Below are 18,896 nucleotides of genomic sequence, written 5' to 3' on the forward strand. Positions count from 1 at the left end.
ATTCTCCTCCTATTCCTCACTTCTTGCCTGCTCAGGTAAAATAAGATTTAAAATAATACCTAATACTGTAGCCAGTGCCATTGCAGAAAGTTCAAATGCGCCGAATTTGAAGACCAAACCACCAATACCAATTACCAAAATAACAGAAGCAATCAATAGATTTTTCTTTTTATCAAAATCCACTTGATTATCGATCAAAATTTTTAATCCACTAGCAGCAATAACACCGAAAAGTATAAAACTGATCCCTGAAATAACCGGTGCTGGAATACTTAAGATGACCGCACTTAACTTTCCTATAAAGCCTAAAACAATGGCAAGAATAGCTGCACCCAAAATGACAAACACACTATGAACTCGTGTGATGGCTAAAACGCCAATATTTTCACCATAACTAGTCACTGGAGGTCCACCGACAATTCCTGCAACAATTTGTGCCAAACCATCTCCAGTTAATGTTTTTGAAAGGCCCGGATCATTAAAGAAATTACGCTTGGTTAATTTATTTAATACCATTAGATGCCCAATGTGCTCTGTCATCGTAACAAAAGCTATCGGCGCCATTGTTATAACAGCATTTAGATAAAATTTTGGTTGATACTGAACAAAAGGAACTTCAAAATTAGGAAACGCTAGCCAACTTGCCTCAATAATTGGTTTAGTATCGACAATGCCAAACAAAAGAGCAACAACATAGCCACTAACGATACCAAGTAAGATGGGAATCAAACCTAAAAATCCCTTAAAAAACATATTATAAAAAATGGTTAGCCCCAATGTAATCAATGCAACAAGAATAAATTTCACACTGTATGCACCACTACTTGTATACATAGCATTATTTGCTGCATTGGCTGCAAGTCCTAAGCCAATAACCATAATTACCGGTCCTACAACAATGGGTGGTAAAATTTTATCTAGCCAGGCGGCTCCTATTTTGCTGATAATTAAAGCAACAATTAAATAAACAATTCCAGTAGTAATAGCTCCTTGAGCAATAGCTGGATAGCCATCACTTTTCATTAGCATCTGCATTGCAGCAATAAAAGCAAAACTACTTCCTAAGTAAGCAGGAATTTTTCCTTTGGTCACTATTAAGTAAACAATGGTTCCAAGACCTGAACTGACTAAGGCAATACCTGGGTTGATCCCTACTAAGATTGGTACTAAAACTGTTGATCCAAACATAGTAAATAAGTGTTGGATGCTTAATCCTAACCATGGCAGATGTTTTGGTTTATCATGGATATCTAAAACGGCATCTGGATTTCTAAATTTCTTATCGCTCAAATTTTTTCCTCTTTCTAATCTTTATTTATTCTTCATCTTTACTGATGATAATATGATCCTGTTTATCTAACTCTTCCATTTCGACAATAATTTCTTCGGCTAATGAAGTGGGAATATTTTTGCCTATATAATCCGCACGAATTGGTAGTTCTCTATGACCACGATCAACTAAAACAGCTAGAGAAATTTTTCTTGGTCTTCCTAAATCCATAATTGCATCCATCGCTGCCCGGATAGTTCGACCAGTAAATAATACATCATCCACTAAAATTACTTCTTTTCCTTCTAAAGATACCGGGATATCGGAAGAATGCAGTTTAGGTTCATTGATCATTGGCTGTTCTTTAACATCATCTCTGTATAAGGTAATATCTAATTCGCCTACTGGTACACTAATTTGTTCTAATTGTTTTAACCGTTCAGCAATCCGTTGTGCAATATAAATACCTCGTGTTTTGATCCCTACCAAGACAATGTTTTGAATTCCTTTATTTCTTTCGATAATTTCATAGGTTATTCTTGTTAAAGCTCTTTTCATCGTTACTGCATCTACTACTTCTTTTCTCACCATATTTGTTTTCCTCCTGTTTTTATTGATCATTATTCCTTTATTCGTTGGTTTAATCATAAATTTTTCAATAAAAAAACTCCTACCTGTTTTTGGATAGGAGTTAAACGAACAATTAGACTTATCTAAATTGTAAATAAGGTTGCAGAGAACCTTTCATTTACAATTTAAAGCGAATTGATGCAAAACACTAACTCCTTTTTAGCCTCACGGGACTACTCTTAAAGGATTTTATTTGATTTACTTTGTTAACAGCATAGCAGGTTTCTTTTTTAAAATCAATGATTAATTCTTAATTTTGTCAAAGTGTTTTGAAAAATTTCAGGTAAAGGTGCTTCAAACACCATTCTTTCATGGGTTGTTGGATGAGTAAAGCCTAATACCTTTGCATGTAAAAACTGACCCTCTCCTTTTAATGTTTTCTTTGGGCCATAAACAGGATCACCAGCAACAGGATGACCAATATATTTCATATGTACACGTATTTGATGAGTTCGACCGGTTTCTAGTTGAAGTTCTATCAATGTATAACCAGTAAATTTTTCTAATACTTTAAAATGTGTAACAGCTGATCGGCCATCTTTAATGATCGCCTGCATTTTTCGATTTGTTTTTGAACGACCAATTGGAGCATCAATTGTACCTTGCTCATGAGGAACCTCACCATGAACCAGTGCAATATACTTACGTAAAATAGTTTTATCTTTTAATTGTTTAGCTAATGCTTCATGTGCTTGATTGTTTTTAGCAACAATAAGTAAGCCAGAAGTATCTTTATCAATTCGATGGACAATGCCTGGACGAATGACATCATTGATAGAAGATAAATCTTTAATATGATAAAGAAGTGCATGTACCATTGTTCCCTTAAAATGTCCAGCTGATGGATGAACCACCATTCCTTGAGGTTTATTAATTACCACAACATCCTGATCTTCATAAACAATATCCAGTGGAATATTTTCAGGTGAAACAACCATCATTTTTGGTTTAGGTAATTGAATAATTACTTCATCTGCAGGTTGCACTTTATAATTTGCCTTTACTACCTTATTATTGACCCGTACCAGCGAATCCTTCAGCCATTGTTGAATTTGTGAGCGTGAATACGCAATTAGTTCTTCACTAAGTACTTTATCAATTCGACCTATTGTTTTTTCTGTGATTATCAGCTTGATATTTTCCATTTTTTTCTCCCTTTACAGCTTTTTCATCTAAAATTAAATAAATTATGATACAAATAACACCAACAACTAGTGAGGAATCAGCCACATTGAAAATTGGAAAATGGATAAATTCTGTTTGGATCATATCTACTACATAACCTAAGCGAATGCGATCAATAAAATTACCAAGTGCTCCTGCTAGAACAAAGCTCAATCCAATAGAAAGCCAATAACTTTTTTTATAAAATTTCACGAGAAGATAAATTAGCCCAATTCCCACAATCACTGTGATAATGATGAAAAATAGCATCTTACCTTCAAGCAAACTCCAAGCCGCACCTGTATTTTGTAAATAAGTAAAAGACAAAAAATTAGGAATAAATGTTTTTGTTTCCCCAAGCATCAGGTGTGTAACCGTTAAATATTTTGACCACTGATCAAGTCCAATAATAACCAAACTAATAAAGAAATAAATGATAATCAAAATTCTTAATTCCTTTCTAACTTTAGACCTAATGAGTGTATAAATAATATACCTTTAATCATACTCAATTGAATCCTAATTTTAGCATAAAATTTAATATTGATTAAAGTGCTTTTATCTTTTTATTAACTAAATTAATCGAAAGAAAATCACATTGTTTTCAAAAATAGGCATTTATTAATGCCAGAATGAATAATAATTGCTTTTGAATAAATCATTGACTGTTTCAAATTCAGCTTTTTTAAGCAAATATCTACTGTATGATTCAATGAGAAAATTCAGTCTTCATGTTCTTTTTAAATTTAAACATGTTTTATTGAAATGGGAAAAACACTAAAATAATCCGCTAGCATTTCCATTGTCATCGACATCCATATTTAAAGCAGCTGGCTTTTTCGGAAGACCAGGCATTGTCATAATATTTCTTGTTAAAGCAACAATAAAGCCAGCCCCAATCTTAGGCACCAATTCTTGTATTGTAATTGTAAAGTCTAAAGGTGCACCTAACTCTTTAGGATCATCAGTGAATGAATACTGAGTCTTTGCCATACAGATAGGTAAATTATCCCAGCCATAATTTTTGAACTCTTTCAATTGATTTGCTGCTTTTTGTGAGAACTCAACCTGTTTTCCACCATATATCTTTTTAACAATAGTGCCGATTTTTTTTTCTAATGTTAGATGCATTGGATAAAGTGGTTGAAAATGTATGGTCTTAGTTTGTTCAATCTGGTGAACCACCTCTTGAGCAAGTGCGACTCCACCAATTGCTCCATCCGCCCAAACCGTCGTCAATTCTATCGGTACATTTAAATTTTCACAGAGTTCTTGTAGCACATTAATTTCATTTTGAGTATCTTGAGTAAATTTATTGATTGCTACAATCACTGGAATGCCATAGCTGGACATATTTTCAATATGTTTTTTAAGATTAGCAAATCCTTTAGTTAATGCTGGAATATTTTCAATTGTTAATTCATCTTTTGATACACCACCATGCATTTTTAGCGCACGAATTGTTGCTACAATTACTACGACATCTGGTGCCTTTTCTAAATTAGGAACATTAATATCTAAAAATTTCTCTCCACCAAGATCAGCTCCAAAACCCGCTTCAGTCACTGCATAATCCCCCAAAGCAAGAGCTGCTTTTGTTGCCAAAACACTATTACAACCATGTGCAATATTCGCAAAAGGCCCTCCATGAATAAACGCAGGTGTCCCATGAATCGTTTGAACTAAATTTGGTTTAATGGCATCTTTTAACAATAAAGCTAAAGCACCCTGAACCTTTAGATCACTTACAGTAACCGGTTCTTTATCAACGGTATAACCAATAACAATTTTTCCAAGACGCATTTTTAAATCTTCAATGTCAACTGCCAAGCATAGAATAGCCATAATCTCACTTGCAACAGTAATATCAAAGCCATCTTCTCTAGGTACTCCTTGTAAAGGTCCTCCTAAACCAACTACAACATGTCGTAATGCACGATCATTTAAATCAACTACCCGCTTCCACTGCACTCTACATACATCAATGTGAAGTTCATTGCCTTGTTGAATGTGGTTATCGAGTAAAGCAGATAAAGCATTGTTCGCTGTGGTAATAGCATGGATATCTCCTGTAAAATGTAAATTAATATCCTCCATTGGAAGAACTTGTGCATAGCCACCCCCTGTTGCTCCACCTTTAATTCCCATAACCGGACCTAAAGAAGGCTCCCTGAGTGCAATAACAGCTTTACGACCAATATGATTTAATGCATCACCAAGTCCAATGGTTACCGTTGATTTTCCTTCACCAGCTGGTGTTGGATTAATAGAAGTAACAAGAATAAGTTTTCCTATTTCTTTTTCTCTTAATTTTTTCATTGTTTCTAAATTAATTTTTGCTTTATAATTGCCATAAAGTTCCAAATTTTCACTCTTTAATCCAATCTTTTCAGCAATAGTTTTAATTGGAAGTAAGGATGCTTGCTGAGCAATATCAATGTCTGTTTTCATTTATTTCTTCTCTCCTATCTATATATTTTTTATCCAATAAAGCTTCATTAATGAATGCCTTTTTAATTCATAGATATTTCATTTCATCCATTAACTCAAGATAGCTAAAGAACATAACATTAAAATATATTCGTTAACTTTTAGCTATCTCTTGATTTTCAACGACCATATCTTTTTTGTAATCTAATAATTCTGCAATAAACTGATCCCTTGTTTTTTTCATCATTAAAAATGTCTGGGAATCATTTTTAAATGCCTTGCTATAAATCTCAATTCTTCTTTTTTCTATTTGAATTTTTGTAATAGAAGAAAAAGGAACCCTTTTATTATTCAAAGAGAATAACGTATAAATAAATAAATTGTTTTTTTCTATTTTGAAATAACGTTTAAAGCCCAAAACGAAAAAGAAAAAAAAGATAGCAAGAATTAGATTACTTATCAAGTAAGGATGAGTATGCTCCAAAGATAGGATTAAGCTAATAAATAAAATGCCAAATGTAAAAGACCAATAAATGATAGTACTGGCTAATTCTGGCTGCCAATGATAGATTTTTTTCTTCACAAAGCGACCTCTCTCAATCTATGAAAATTTCATTTATACCAATAATAGCATATTTTCTTAATAACAAAGAATAAAGGAAATTAAATATATATTAAATTTTATTCTTTATTTACAAGAATTTATCTGAATTTGTTATTTCTTTTTAGTTATTCAATTCAATTGATTGATAAACTAGTAAAAATAACATACCTATATATTGGTTGTTTATTTACTATTCTGATTGTTTATTCACTGTTAAGTCTGAAATAACTCCCTTTGTTATTTTAAGTAAATCGTGCGGCGTTAATTCAATTTGTAATCCTCTTTTCCCGCCAGAAACAATAATTTTTTCAAATGATACTGCTTCTTGTGAAAGATAGATAGGAAAACTTTTTTTCATGCCAATTGGTGAACAACCTCCACGTATGTAGCCAGTCGTTTTTTCTAGATCGTTGACAGGCAATAGTTCTATTTTTTTATTCTTGCTAATTCTCGCTAATTTTTTTAAATCTAATTCGTTATTTCCAGGAATAACAGCTACAATGGTTCCAGTTCTATTACCAGTTGTAACTAGTGTTTTGAACACTCTTTCAGGATTTACGCTTAATTGATGTGCAACACTTACAGCATCCAAATGCTCCTGATTCCAATCAAATTCATAGCTATTATATAAAATTTTTTGCTTTTCAAGTAGGCGGACTGCATTGGTTTTATTAGATAATTGTTTTTTCTTCAATTTTCTATGCTCCTTCTGCTTTCCTACGCTTCAAATTCTGCTCTTATAGGAAATTTCTTATTTTATCATTACAACTAAAAAATGAGCATTTTGATTCATTTTCATTTATCCTTTTGAATGTGAATGAAGAACACTTTTAGATAATTTCCTTCAGCAAATGTTGTTGATACCGGAAAATCTTCAGGTAGACGGTAGGTATCTGTTATTTCATAAGAAACATTTTTTTCATTTAATGCATCAGTGATCAATTTTTGATATTTTTCTAAAGATAAATTAGCAGCATTCGTAGAAGCTAACAACCACCCATTTATTTCCAAACAGTCTACAGCTTTTTTAACCAATTCACCATAATCTTTAGCTACAGAGAAAACTTTTTTATTATTACGAGCAAAACTTGGTGGATCTAAAATAATTAAATCATACATTAACTTTTTTCGAACTGCATAATTAAAATATTCAAAAACATCCATAACAATAATTTTCTGATTATCAGCCGACAAATGATTATTTTCAAATTGTTCCTTTGTTTTTACTAGACTTCTTTTGGCCAAATCCACACTAGTCGTTGATTTAGCACCACCCATAGCAGAAGCAACAGAAAAGGCACCTGTATAACTAAACATATTTAATACCTTTTTCCCTCTAGCAAATCCATCTAATAGAGATTTTCGAACCATTTTTTGATCCAAAAAAATACCTGTCATTAGCCCTTCATTCAAATAAACAGCAAAGTTAATGCCATTTTCCTGAATGATTAATGGTTCTGGAGCTGTTATACCATAAACAAAAGCAGATTCAGGTAGTAAATGATTCGTAAAACGAATTTTTTCATAGATGCCCTTTATTTCTGGATAGCATTGCTGAAAGGCATTAATAACCTCAGTGCGATGTGTATATAGGGTAGCATTATACCAAGAAAAGACCACGTATTGATTATAATAATCAATCGTCAAACCCCCAATGCCATCTCCCTCACTATTAAATAGACGATAAGCAGTAGTAGCTTCATCTCTTTCAAATTTTTTCCTTTTGTTTCTAGCTTGTTGAAATTTTTGAATAAAAAAAGCCGTATCCACTTCGCCTGACCAATTCAATAACCACCCAATTCCCTTGTTTTGTTCACCTAAATAACCAGTGGCAATTTTTTGTTTATCTATAGTTACAAAGGTTAACCAATCTACTGGAAAAGGATGAGGAACAATTTGTAAGTCTTCTTTTTGGATCAGTGGATATCCCTGTCTTAATTTTTTCTCTGCTTTTCTATTAATGATTACTTCCATTTAAGTCACCCACTTTACAAATTCTTCATACAAATTCTTCATTAGTATAACAAAATTGTTGTTTTCTGTCGCCTATTATTCAGAAGAAGCAATACAACAATTCGGTTTCTTTCCTTTTAAAAGAATAATTACAAGTAAGTTTCATTTCTATACCATTTAATTATTCGTAACTTCATTCATTTCAAACAAAATAATTTCTATCTTATGGTTATTTAAATAAAAAGCTTGATTTAAATTACTATTTATGAATTAACTATTATTTCCCATTTTTTTCAAATAAACGTTAAAATTAAGTAAAGTTTCTCTAACTTATGTCAAAACAACCGCTCAAAAATTGACAGAAACAGGCGAACGGAGTAAAATTGTGACAGTTTAATGTATAGAGAAGAAAAAATTTAATTTATATTCTTTCCATTATGAAGGAATAGAGAGGACGACGTTTGTTATGAAAAAATTACATATGCCTAGTTTTTTTAATACTAGATTAGGCCTTTTTTCATTTGTAGCTATTTTAATTTGGTTAAAGAATATATTTGCTTATAGCGTAGATTTTCATTTACGTCTTGAAAATATGGATGAATATTTTATTTTGTTAATCAATCCTATTGCCACTACTATCTTTTTGCTTGCCATCGCACTTTATATTAGAAGAACAAAAGCTTCCTATATTACCATGATTATTATTTACTTTTTAATGAGTCTTCTATTGTTTTCTAATGCCATTTATTATCGAGAATTCACTGATTTTATTACCGTAAATACCATGTTAGGTGCAGGAAAAGTTTCAAGTGGTCTGGGTGAAAGTGCCATCCGTCTTTTTAGACCATATGATATTATCTATTTAATTGATCCAATTATCATTACTGGATTACTACTTACTAAAAAAATTAAAATGGATGTCCGTCCAGTAAAAATAAGAATGGCTGTTTCTATTAGTTTATTGTCCATCGTCTTCTTTTTATTTAATTTATTTATGGCAGAGACAGCTAGACCACAATTACTAGGACGTCAATTTTCACGTGATTATATTGTTAAATTTCTTGGAATTAATGCTTTTACAATTTATGATGGTGTAACTACCTATCAAACAAATCAAATTAGGGCTGAGGCTAGTCCAAATGATATCAAAAAAGTAAAAAGCTATATAGATCAACAATATGCAGCACCAGATAATAATATGTTTGGTATTGCTAAAGGGAAAAATGTTATCTATATTCACTTGGAAAGTTTTCAACAATTTCTGATTGATTATAAATTAAAAGATAAAAATGGTGTAGAACATGAAGTAACCCCCTTTCTAAATAGCCTATTCCACGATAAAAGTACTTTTGGTTTTGATAACTTTTTCCATCAAGTCGGTCAAGGAAAAACCAGTGATGCTGAAAACATGTTTGAAAATTCAATATTTGGATTAGATCAAGGTTCCTTATTTACACAAGTTGGTGGTAAAAATACTTTCGAATCTGCACCAGCTATTTTAAATCAAAAAGCTAATTATACGACTGCTGTTTTTCATGGAAATGCTGGGAACTTTTGGAATAGGAATGAAACATATAAACGATTAGGCTTTAACTACTTCTTTGATGCGAACTACTTTGATGTAAATGATAATAACTCATTCCAATATGGATTGCATGATAAGCCTTTCTTTAAGCAATCCGTTAAATATTTGGAACATTTACAGCAACCTTTCTATACTAAATTTATCTCTGTTTCTAATCACTATCCTTATTCACAATTTACAGGAGATGAAGCAGGATTTCCAATTGCTGATACGCCAGATGAAACCATTAATGGTTACTTTTCAACAGCTAATTATTTAGATAAAGCTGTCGAGGAATTCTTTAATTATTTAAAAGCTTCCAAAGTATATGAAAATTCAGTTATTGTTTTATACGGTGATCATTTTGGTATTTCAAATTCTCGTAATAAAGATCTAGCTGAATTATTAGGAAAATCCAAATCTGATTGGAATGATTATGACAACTCTGCTTTACAACGTGTGCCTTATATGATTCATATTCCGGGTCAAACAAAAGGTGGTATTAACCATACGTATGGTGGTGAAATTGATGCTTTACCTACCTTACTTCACTTGTTAGGTATTGACACTAAAAATTATATCCAATTAGGACAGGACCTATTTTCTCAACAACATAAACAAGTTGTGACATTTAGAAATGGCAATATAGTTTCTAAAAAATATACTATTTTAGGTTCAAACATCTATGATACAGCAACAGGTACACCAATTGATAATCAGAACCAGACAGAAACAACAAAAAATGAAATTTCTACATTAAAGAAAGAAGCACACAAACAATTAGAAATTTCTGATCAGATTGTAAATGGTGATCTACTTCGCTACTATGGAACAAGTGGTCTAAAAGCAGTTGATCCAACAGATTATAATTATAAAAAACAATTGCCAAGAATAGAGAAGATTGAAAAAGATAAAGGAAATAAATCAACAAGTATTTATAGTAAGCATAATAATAAATCTACTACTGATCTTTATCATACAAATTCCTACCAAGGATATTTAAAAGCAACTGAAAATAAATAATTTGGTTAAAAAGCTTAGGTACTAAAAGTACCTAAGCTTTTTATTCTTCTTCATAAATTATTCATACTCTTTTTTTATACTAGATTTATTGATTTTAAAGAGGTGAGTGTTTTATGAAAACCATTCATTATGTTTTCGCTAGTATGAAACATAAAAAGAGATTAACTATTAGTTTACTCCTTCTCTGTCTTTTTTTTCTTTTCTTACTTACAAATTTCTCACTATCAATCGATATTGAAAAAAATATTTTACTACAACTTTCACAGTTGCCAAATCATACTAAATTTATAAATTATCATCAACAACTCCTTGATTCTTATCGCTATTTTTATTTAAGTACGCTTGTTGTTATCATCTTATGTAGTTTAATTTTTAGTTATTTTTTTATTACTTCGGTAAAAAAAGATATCATTCGTTTACGATTGATCGGTTTTTCAAACTATTCTATCATTAAGCAAATGATACTATCCTTATTTATACCAATGATTTGTGCATTTCTTTTATTTTTATTATTTGTCACAATTTTTCAGCAAACATATGAATCAACTGTATATTATTTCCCATTTGTAGAGAAACGTACAATATTGCCATTTAATTCACTTTTAATGATTAAAAAAATGTCTACAGGTATCGTTGTAAAAACAACCAATCATTTAAATCAAAAGTTTGATCATCTAAGGTTATTAACGATTTATTTTATTAGTTTAAAAAATTTTTTCTATCTCTTTTTAATTTTTATGCTAACAATCTGTAATTATTTCTTTTTTATTCATTATCTGAAAAAGAACTAGAGGGTACAATAATTATGAAAAAACGAGCAACAAATACATTCAGTTGTACTTTTAACAACCAAATCCTAACTTTTTATGAGGAATGTTTAAATGTATTATTACTCAAAAAAGAGAACACTTTTTCTTTACTGGATTATGCACTTTCTTTGAACTGTTCAAACATTAGTTTTATCCTTGATGAAAAGATTTTTTTCCTTATTTATCATTAACAGAAAATTTTTTCATAGGGAGTTCGATACAAAAAAAAGAACAAAAAAATATTTAAACAAGGCGTTAGAATTGCTTCAATTAAATGAAAATATTCTAACTTATTCCTATGAACAACTTGATTTTTATCTGAGAATAAAAGTACAACTCATGCGTTCACTTTTTGTCGATAAAAAACTTATTGTTATTGATAATATTTTCGCTAAATTAACAACAGAACAAATTCAAGAATTGTTTCTTTTATTAAAAATACTGACAAAAAAGAAGCAATATACAATTATATTGCTTACAACAAATCAAAAAATCGCTAAGGTAAACGACATAGGCAATAATCTTAACTTTATAACCGATTAAAAATAGTTAACTATTTTTTCTTTCTCTAATAATGATAACAAATAGGTAGGAAGGAGATAATATCTCCTTCCTACCTATTTGTTATTTCGACATCTGGAAAACTAACAATGAATGTTGTTCCTTTTCCTTGTTCACTTTCAACGTCAATTTTCCCTTTATGAAGACGTACAAGCTGTTGAACAATTGATAATCCTAACCCTGATTCACCATATTTCGTATTTTTTCTTGATGGATCGACCTTATAATAACGGTCCCAGATATTTTTAATCTGATCTTTTGTCATTCCAATACCATTGTCAGAAATTTTTATAACGGTTTCTAAATAACCCTTGCTAAGTTCAATATGAATGTTTCCATTCTCTGTAAATTGAATAGCATTTTGTATAATATTAACGATAACTTGAACAAACCGATCATAATCTGCATAAACATCAATTGATTCTTCTGTATCTAGGTAAAGCGTGTCACCTTTATTTTCTGCTTTTTTTGTTAACTGGATTAAAATATTTTTAATAGCTTGCGTACCATCAAATTTTTTCACTACAATCGCAATTTGATTGGTACGTATTTTTTCATAATCAAGGTTTTCATTTACTAAGCGTATTAAGCGTGAAGTTTCATTTTGCATTAACTGAATAGCATTTTCACGCTGGTTTTCTGGAATGGCATTATATTGTAATCCCTCAAGTAGTCCATTGATTGTTGTAAGCGGTGTACGCATTTCATGTGAGGCATCTGCCATAAATTGTCGACGAAGTTCTTCTTGTCGTTCAATTTCTTCTTGTGATTCTTTTAATGATATTGCCATTTTATTAAAATCTTCTGCTAAATCGTCAAATTCATCTTTATCATAGGTAGGCAACTTGATATTAAAATTTCCACTGGTGATTTCTTTTGTCGCTTTACGCATACGATTAATCCGTTTTACTTGCATACGAGCAAAGAAGTAAGCAACAATTAAAGCAATAACAACTGAAAAAATCGATCCTTTTAATAAATTAACGACCATACTATGTAGACTTTTTGAGACATTATTTGCTGGTTGTGTAGCTACTAAAACACCAGTAAAATAGGTCTCATGTAAATTCGGTACTTCAGTAAAGACTGGTAACATCACATAAGCAGATGTATTTTGTCCACCATAGATATCTTTTTTATTTGTTGTATAGATTTTTTTTCCCTGGCTTAATCGTTCCCAATAGTTTCGAATCACAGAAACATCTAAACGTTTTTCATTGCTGACCCAATCAGGGTACTGAACGATTTGATCTTTATCGATAAATAAAAATTGAACATTTTGTTGATTTAACAGTTGTTCGGTAATTCGAAAGGAATCATTCAAACGCTCTTTTTCATTCTCCACTTCTGAATGTCTGGTGAGATTTGTTTTTATTTTCCATACAGATTCTGCATAACCATAGAGCTGATCATAATTTGTATCTTGAATCGTTTTTCTTGTTAATTGGGTAAATGAAGTGCCTAAAATTAAAATAACCAAAACAATAATACCAACAAAGGCTAATAACTGTTGATACAAAAATTTCATCCTGTTACACCTGAATCATCTAATTTATACCCTACACCCCAAACTGTTTGAATAATTTGCGGACCTACTTTTTCAATTTTCTGTCTTAATTTTTTTATGTGGGCATCAACTGTTCTTTCATCACCAAAATATTGATAATCCCAAACCAATTCTAATAATTGTTCACGAGAAAATACCTGACGTGGTTTTTTTGCCAATGTATAGAGTAAATCAAACTCTTTCGGAGTTAAACCTTCAATCAATTGATTATTTAGGTAAGCTTCACGAGTTTTGGTACTTAGTTTAAAATGTTCAGTTACTACATCGAAATCTTCCGTTGAATCATCTTTTTTTTCAATCATTTGGTTATTTACTTCAAAACGTCTGTGTAAAGCTTTCATGCGAGCGATTAATGTTAATGGACTGAATGGTTTTGTAACATAATCATCCGCACCCATTTCTAGTCCGATCACCTGATCACTTTCAGAATCTCTTGCGGTCAGCATAATAATTGGCACTGTATTAGATACCTTGCGTATTTCACGACATACTGTCATCCCATCGATCGTTGGTAAATTAAGGTCTAATAAAACCATATCCCATTTTTTAGGGTTTTCTAAAAAGGCTTCCAATCCAGCTTTTCCATCATACTGAAAAGCCAGCTCCCAGCCTTCATTTAAAAAGAACATTTGCATCATTTCTACTACAGATTCATTATCTTCAATCATTAATACATTCATTAATTTCACTCCTCGCCGTCCAATTATAGAGCTACACTCCTATTAAGTATACGCTAAAACGTTTAGGACGCCAATACATTCATTGATATTATAAAAAAATTGACCTAGATTCTATGCTATTAATATAGAATAAATGTATTGCTTAAAAGAAATACTATTCTATCTTTATTAAATAGTCAACAAGTTACCTAATAGAAATAATTCAGTGAACTAATTTACTATTAAATACATAGAAATAAAATAAAAATTCAGTTATCTAGATTTTCTTTTTATCTTTTTATATTTTTTCTTATAAAAGCAAGCACTTATACCAACCAATTGAATAAACAAAAGAAATAATAAGAGGTAGGTGAGAATGAGATGTTTATTATCAATTGTTTGTTTAATTAATAGTAATAAAATCAAAAAACTTATTGAATAAAGTAACCAGTTATTTCTCATCCGATCAGCTCCCTTCTTATACTAAGAGTAATTAAATCATAAAATTTTTCATCAAAAAATGCAAAAATTAATTGTTCGATTTCTGCTATCCTACATATTTAATTAAAATTATTCATATTAAAAATCTAATTTCTTTGAAAAATAAAATTAATTTTCTAGATTTAATTCTCTTCTTCTATTCAAATTAAATTTTTTAGAATACAGTGATTTTGTAAAATCGATAACTGATTTCTATCATGTATATATATGAGACCTTCTAATTTAGAAGATCCTTAAATGAAGATATATTTTTCTATTTTGCTTGTTTAATTGCTAATAGAGATAGTCAACCTTTTAGTTTTTTTCTAATTAATTCTATATTAGTCCTATATTGTTTCTTTTCAAATTAGAAGATTGGTGTAATAGCTAAATATAATTTTCCTATCAAAACATTTCTTGTCATTTCATTTATTGAATTACCAAGAAATGTTAATGAATGTTTCTTAGGACCATACCACCAACAAAACCATAATAGTAACCGATAGAAATACAAAATTTCATTAGTGGTTTCTCTTATAACAATTGGTATAGTAAGCAGCAATGATATTACCAGTTGAATATCATTGCTGCTATTTTTATGAGACAAAATGGTTTATTTCTCTTGGCAATTATTTTAAAGTTCTATGTCTATATTATTCTTTTTTTGTCTATTCATTTGATATTATTTTCAAATCTGATTACTTTGGTAAAATAATAACAAATTTTCAAGTAAACAAAGTCTAGTGATTAACAAAATTATTGAAAATTCGCAATCTTGCATTCTTTACCGAATTAAAAAACTGAAATTGCTTTCTTCTCAGAAAACAATTTCAGTTTTTTATTACTATATAATGATAAAAAGACTAATATAGAAATCATAGTAGGGTTGCTCTTTCTAGCGTTCTATTTACTTATAAGCATAACCTATCTAGCTATATTAAAAATAGTTATTTATTCAATATTTTTCCAAAAATTAATTCACCATTTTTTTTAAATACTCTTTATTATTATTATCTATTGTTAAAACATGTACTATTACAAACAAGATTAATTTTTTAAACTATCACCTGTCATTGGTAACAAATTCAATTCTGGTATTAAGGCCATATTCAAATCAATCGATTCATCGATGGATAGACTGTTCTTTTGTTGTCCATTTTCATAAAAAACAGCAATACTTTCATTATGTTTAAGTTGATATTTCTCAATTATTTCCTTTTTTTGATATACAATTGGACAAATATATATACGATGATTGAATGCTTTAATCTGCTTTTTATCATTAAAAATGGCCATTATCTTATCATAATTAGATGTCTTCGGATCTGAAAATAAAATTGTAACAGTTTTTTTATTTTTAATGAGATTATTCACCAATTCATAATTTGCATAGTGAATCTTGGTTGTTTTAACAGTAAGGGGCATCAATTCCTGAATTTGAGCTTGCCGAATATTTTGTTGGATCTTTGAGGTACTAGCAAATAAGACGAAAAGCATGGCAATGCCAATAGCTAGCGAGATTCTTCTTTTTTTTTTACTTAATTTATAGGAATTATTATTTTTCATGCACTTTCACACACCTTATCTAACTTTTGCTTTTACCGACTGACTTGTAATCAAGTTCGCAATTCATTAACAGATGAAGTAGGTCATCAATAGCTAGTATTTTATTTTATGCTAACAATTAAAACAACATTACCGTTTTATATTTCTTATATTTATTATACGAAAAAAATCATTAGAAATATACCTATTTTGCAATTTAAATCAAAAAATTCATCTCACAAAAAATTAGATAAAATAAAATGAAAACCCCTTAGATTTTTATAAAGAGAATCATTGTAAGTTATATAGGAAGATGAATGTATAGTGTGATTAGATAGTTATATTTATAAAAGAACTCAATAGACGGCCATTACTTTATTTAATGATTATTGTTCGTTATAATAAAAGTATTCGTTAAAAGAAATGAGTGATGTTAATGTCTTTCGATGGTGTATTTACGCATGCCATGGTTGAAGAATTAAACCAGAAATTAAATAAGGGACGAATATCAAAAATTCACCAACCTTATGACTATGAAATTATTGTAACTATCCGTGCAAATGGGAAAAACCATAAATTACTTTTATCCGCCCATCCTAATTATGCACGGATTCAATTAACAACTATTAGCTATATAAATCCTGAAAATCCACCAAATTTCGTAATGGTATTAAGAAAATTTTTAGAAGGAGCTATCTTGGAAATGATTCACCAGGTAGCAAATGATCGAATTATTCATTTTACTTTCAGTAAACGTAATGAATTAGGTGACTTACAAAGTATTGTTTTAGTGGTTGAATTAATGGGTAGACATAGCACAATAGTTCTAATGAATAAAGAAACAGGTAAGATCATTGATGCCATTAAACACATTGGTCCTTCACAAAATACCTATCGAACAATTTTACCAGGAATAAGCTATATTGCTCCACCTAAACAAAATTTAGTAAATCCATTTACTTTAGTTGATGATGAACAGATTTTTGAACAACTTTCTCTAGCTGATCCCCTAAATTCTCAATATCTACAGCAACATTTTCAGGGATTAGGCAAAGATACAGCCAATGAATTGGCCTTTCGATTGAATGAAAAACCGAACCAGAAACTAATGGTATGGAAAACTTTTTGGAATGAGGTACAAAAAATCACACCTACCCTATCTGTCATTAATCAAAAAGATTATTTTTCTTCTTTTCCTTTTATTAAAAACGTAGAAACTGTACAACATTTTACAACACTGAGTCAACTACTAGATGTTTATTATGAAAATAAAGCAGAAAAAGACAGAACAAAACAGCAAGGCAATGATCTAATTCATAAGATTGAAAATGAATACAAAAAAAATCAAAAAAAATTATCCAAATTAAAAACAACACTTGCTGAAACAGAAAATGCTGAGATATATCGTAGAAAAGGAGAATTATTAACAACATTTATGCAGCAAATACCTAGAGGAGCAAAAAGCGTTCTTCTGCCTAATTACTATGAAGAAGATAAATTACTAGATATCACCTTAAATCCTGCACTTTCTCCAAATCAGAATGCACAGAAATATTTTCAAAAATTTCAAAAATTAAAAAATGCTGTAAAAATAGTTCAAAATCAAATCCAACAGACGCTGGAAGAAATTGCTTATTTGGAATCTGTTCTCGCTCAACTAGAGATTGCCCAGCCATCAGATATTGAAATTATTCGTGAGGAATTGCTTGAACAAGGATATGTGAAAAAAAAGCAGAATAAAAAACGAAAAAAACACAAATAAGTAGACCTGAGGAATTTATTTCTTCTGATGGAACGCCCATCTTTGTCGGAAAAAATAACCTTCAGAATGATCAACTAACCTTAAAAACAGCTAAAAAAACAGATATCTGGCTCCATGCAAAAGATATTCCTGGTTCTCATGTCATTATTCGATCGCATAATCCAAGTGAAAAGACTTTATTGGAAGCGGCAAACCTAGCTTCCTATTATTCAAAATATCGTTTATCTGCCCGAGTTCCAGTTGATTATGTAGAAGTAAAATTTGTTCATAAACCAAATGGTGCAAAACCTGGTTATGTTATCTATGAAAATCAACAAACTTTATATGTAACACCAGAAAAAGAATTGGTATATCAATTAAAAAGGTAAATCAATTGAAAAATGAATATTACAAGTATATTTTATCTTATTATGTCTATTGAATTTTTATCTTATCTCAAAGTAAAATTTTAATTTATTAAGTTTGTTAATAAGTAGAGGATTTTTCATAAACAATGTTTTTTAAACAAATTATATTCCAACCATTTACTAAAAAAATAATTTATTATATAATATAAAATATAATAAGGAGGTAAATGAAATATGTTGGTACGTTTATCTTTATCATCCAAAAATATGGTGCTTGGCAATCTCCCACATATTTAAATGAAGGAAACAAAAGGCAAATGTTTTCATAACATTTGTCTTTTGTTTTTTTTTATTTTATTTAATAATCGTTTTTTAAGATATAAAAATAAAACATAACTATATAAATAATTTCTTCAATATTAGTTTTAATAACTATCCATTATTGGTATCCAATTATCTTAAAAAACTAGAATAAAATATTTTTTATAATTTTAAAAATTAATTATAAATAATTTATTTAATTTTAAA

General features: G+C 29.9%; 14 protein-coding genes and 1 pseudogene. 4 read left to right on the forward strand and 11 right to left on the reverse strand.

Translation table 11 applies throughout. The features are described from left to right. Positions 1 to 9: 9 nt before the first annotated feature. From MPTP_RS05240 to MPTP_RS05275, 8 genes are all read right to left on the reverse strand, one after another. Complete coding sequence (locus MPTP_RS05240; protein WP_013774052.1) at positions 10 to 1,290, reverse strand: solute carrier family 23 protein; 1,281 nt, start codon at positions 1,288 to 1,290, stop codon at positions 10 to 12. 25 nt (positions 1,291 to 1,315) lie between these two features. Further along, positions 1,316 to 1,891: a bifunctional pyr operon transcriptional regulator/uracil phosphoribosyltransferase PyrR gene (gene pyrR, locus MPTP_RS05245; RefSeq protein WP_375782335.1), complete on the reverse strand. Its 576-nt coding sequence runs from the start codon at positions 1,889 to 1,891 to the stop codon at positions 1,316 to 1,318. A gap of 245 nt (positions 1,892 to 2,136) precedes the next feature. Further along, a complete protein-coding gene (locus MPTP_RS05250; protein ID WP_013774054.1) occupies positions 2,137 to 3,045 on the reverse strand; it encodes an RluA family pseudouridine synthase in 909 nt (302 codons plus the stop codon). Next, positions 2,996 to 3,508, reverse strand: a complete 513-nt coding sequence (lspA, locus tag MPTP_RS05255; protein ID WP_013774055.1) for a signal peptidase II — start codon at positions 3,506 to 3,508, stop codon at positions 2,996 to 2,998. Before lspA ends, MPTP_RS05250 begins: the two co-directional genes overlap by 50 nt. A 333-nt stretch (positions 3,509 to 3,841) precedes the next feature. Further along, positions 3,842 to 5,515 (reverse strand): formate--tetrahydrofolate ligase, encoded by a 1,674-nt coding sequence (locus MPTP_RS05260; RefSeq protein ID WP_013774057.1) that lies wholly within the window; start codon positions 5,513 to 5,515, stop codon positions 3,842 to 3,844. A gap of 133 nt (positions 5,516 to 5,648) precedes the next feature. After that, complete coding sequence (locus tag MPTP_RS05265; RefSeq protein ID WP_013774058.1) at positions 5,649 to 6,077, reverse strand: EbsA family protein; 429 nt, start codon at positions 6,075 to 6,077, stop codon at positions 5,649 to 5,651. 211 nt (positions 6,078 to 6,288) lie between these two features. After that, entirely contained in the window at positions 6,289 to 6,792 is a 504-nt protein-coding gene (ybaK, locus tag MPTP_RS05270) for a Cys-tRNA(Pro) deacylase (protein WP_013774059.1), read from the reverse strand. Positions 6,793 to 6,893: 101 nt separating this feature from the next. Next, positions 6,894 to 8,072, reverse strand: a complete 1,179-nt coding sequence (locus tag MPTP_RS05275; protein WP_013774060.1) for a class I SAM-dependent rRNA methyltransferase — start codon at positions 8,070 to 8,072, stop codon at positions 6,894 to 6,896. A 445-nt stretch (positions 8,073 to 8,517) separates the two neighbouring features. On the opposite strand from MPTP_RS05275, the gene MPTP_RS05280 reads away from it, so the two are divergent. From MPTP_RS05280 to MPTP_RS05290, 3 genes are all read left to right on the forward strand, one after another. Beyond that, positions 8,518 to 10,638: an LTA synthase family protein gene (locus MPTP_RS05280; protein ID WP_013774061.1), complete on the forward strand. Its 2,121-nt coding sequence runs from the start codon at positions 8,518 to 8,520 to the stop codon at positions 10,636 to 10,638. 113 nt (positions 10,639 to 10,751) lie between these two features. Then, on the forward strand, positions 10,752 to 11,429 hold the full coding sequence (locus MPTP_RS05285) for a hypothetical protein (RefSeq protein WP_013774062.1): 678 nt from the start codon (positions 10,752 to 10,754) through the stop codon (positions 11,427 to 11,429). Between the two features lie 279 nt (positions 11,430 to 11,708). Then, positions 11,709 to 11,990, forward strand: a complete 282-nt coding sequence (locus MPTP_RS05290) for a hypothetical protein (RefSeq protein WP_013774063.1) — start codon at positions 11,709 to 11,711, stop codon at positions 11,988 to 11,990. A 70-nt stretch (positions 11,991 to 12,060) separates the two neighbouring features. Here MPTP_RS05290 and MPTP_RS05295 read toward each other — a convergent pair whose 3' ends face one another. The 3 genes from MPTP_RS05295 to MPTP_RS05305 all read right to left on the reverse strand — a co-directional run bounded on the left by MPTP_RS05295 (position 12,061) and on the right by MPTP_RS05305 (position 16,280). Continuing rightward, complete coding sequence (locus MPTP_RS05295; RefSeq protein WP_013774064.1) at positions 12,061 to 13,536, reverse strand: sensor histidine kinase; 1,476 nt, start codon at positions 13,534 to 13,536, stop codon at positions 12,061 to 12,063. Next, positions 13,533 to 14,255, reverse strand: coding sequence for a response regulator transcription factor (locus MPTP_RS05300; RefSeq protein ID WP_013774065.1), 723 nt, complete (start codon positions 14,253 to 14,255; stop codon positions 13,533 to 13,535). The genes MPTP_RS05295 and MPTP_RS05300 overlap by 4 nt, the downstream gene beginning before the upstream one ends. A gap of 1,506 nt (positions 14,256 to 15,761) precedes the next feature. Further along, entirely contained in the window at positions 15,762 to 16,280 is a 519-nt protein-coding gene (locus MPTP_RS05305) for a hypothetical protein (protein WP_013774067.1), read from the reverse strand. Between the two features lie 415 nt (positions 16,281 to 16,695). Here MPTP_RS05305 and MPTP_RS05310 point away from each other — a divergent pair. Next, positions 16,696 to 18,389: pseudogene (locus MPTP_RS05310) on the forward strand (NFACT RNA binding domain-containing protein). The last annotated feature ends 507 nt before the right edge of the window (positions 18,390 to 18,896 follow it).

Origin of the sequence: Melissococcus plutonius ATCC 35311 (assembly GCF_000270185.1) — a bacterium.
GTDB lineage: Bacteria > Bacillota > Bacilli > Lactobacillales > Enterococcaceae > Melissococcus > Melissococcus plutonius.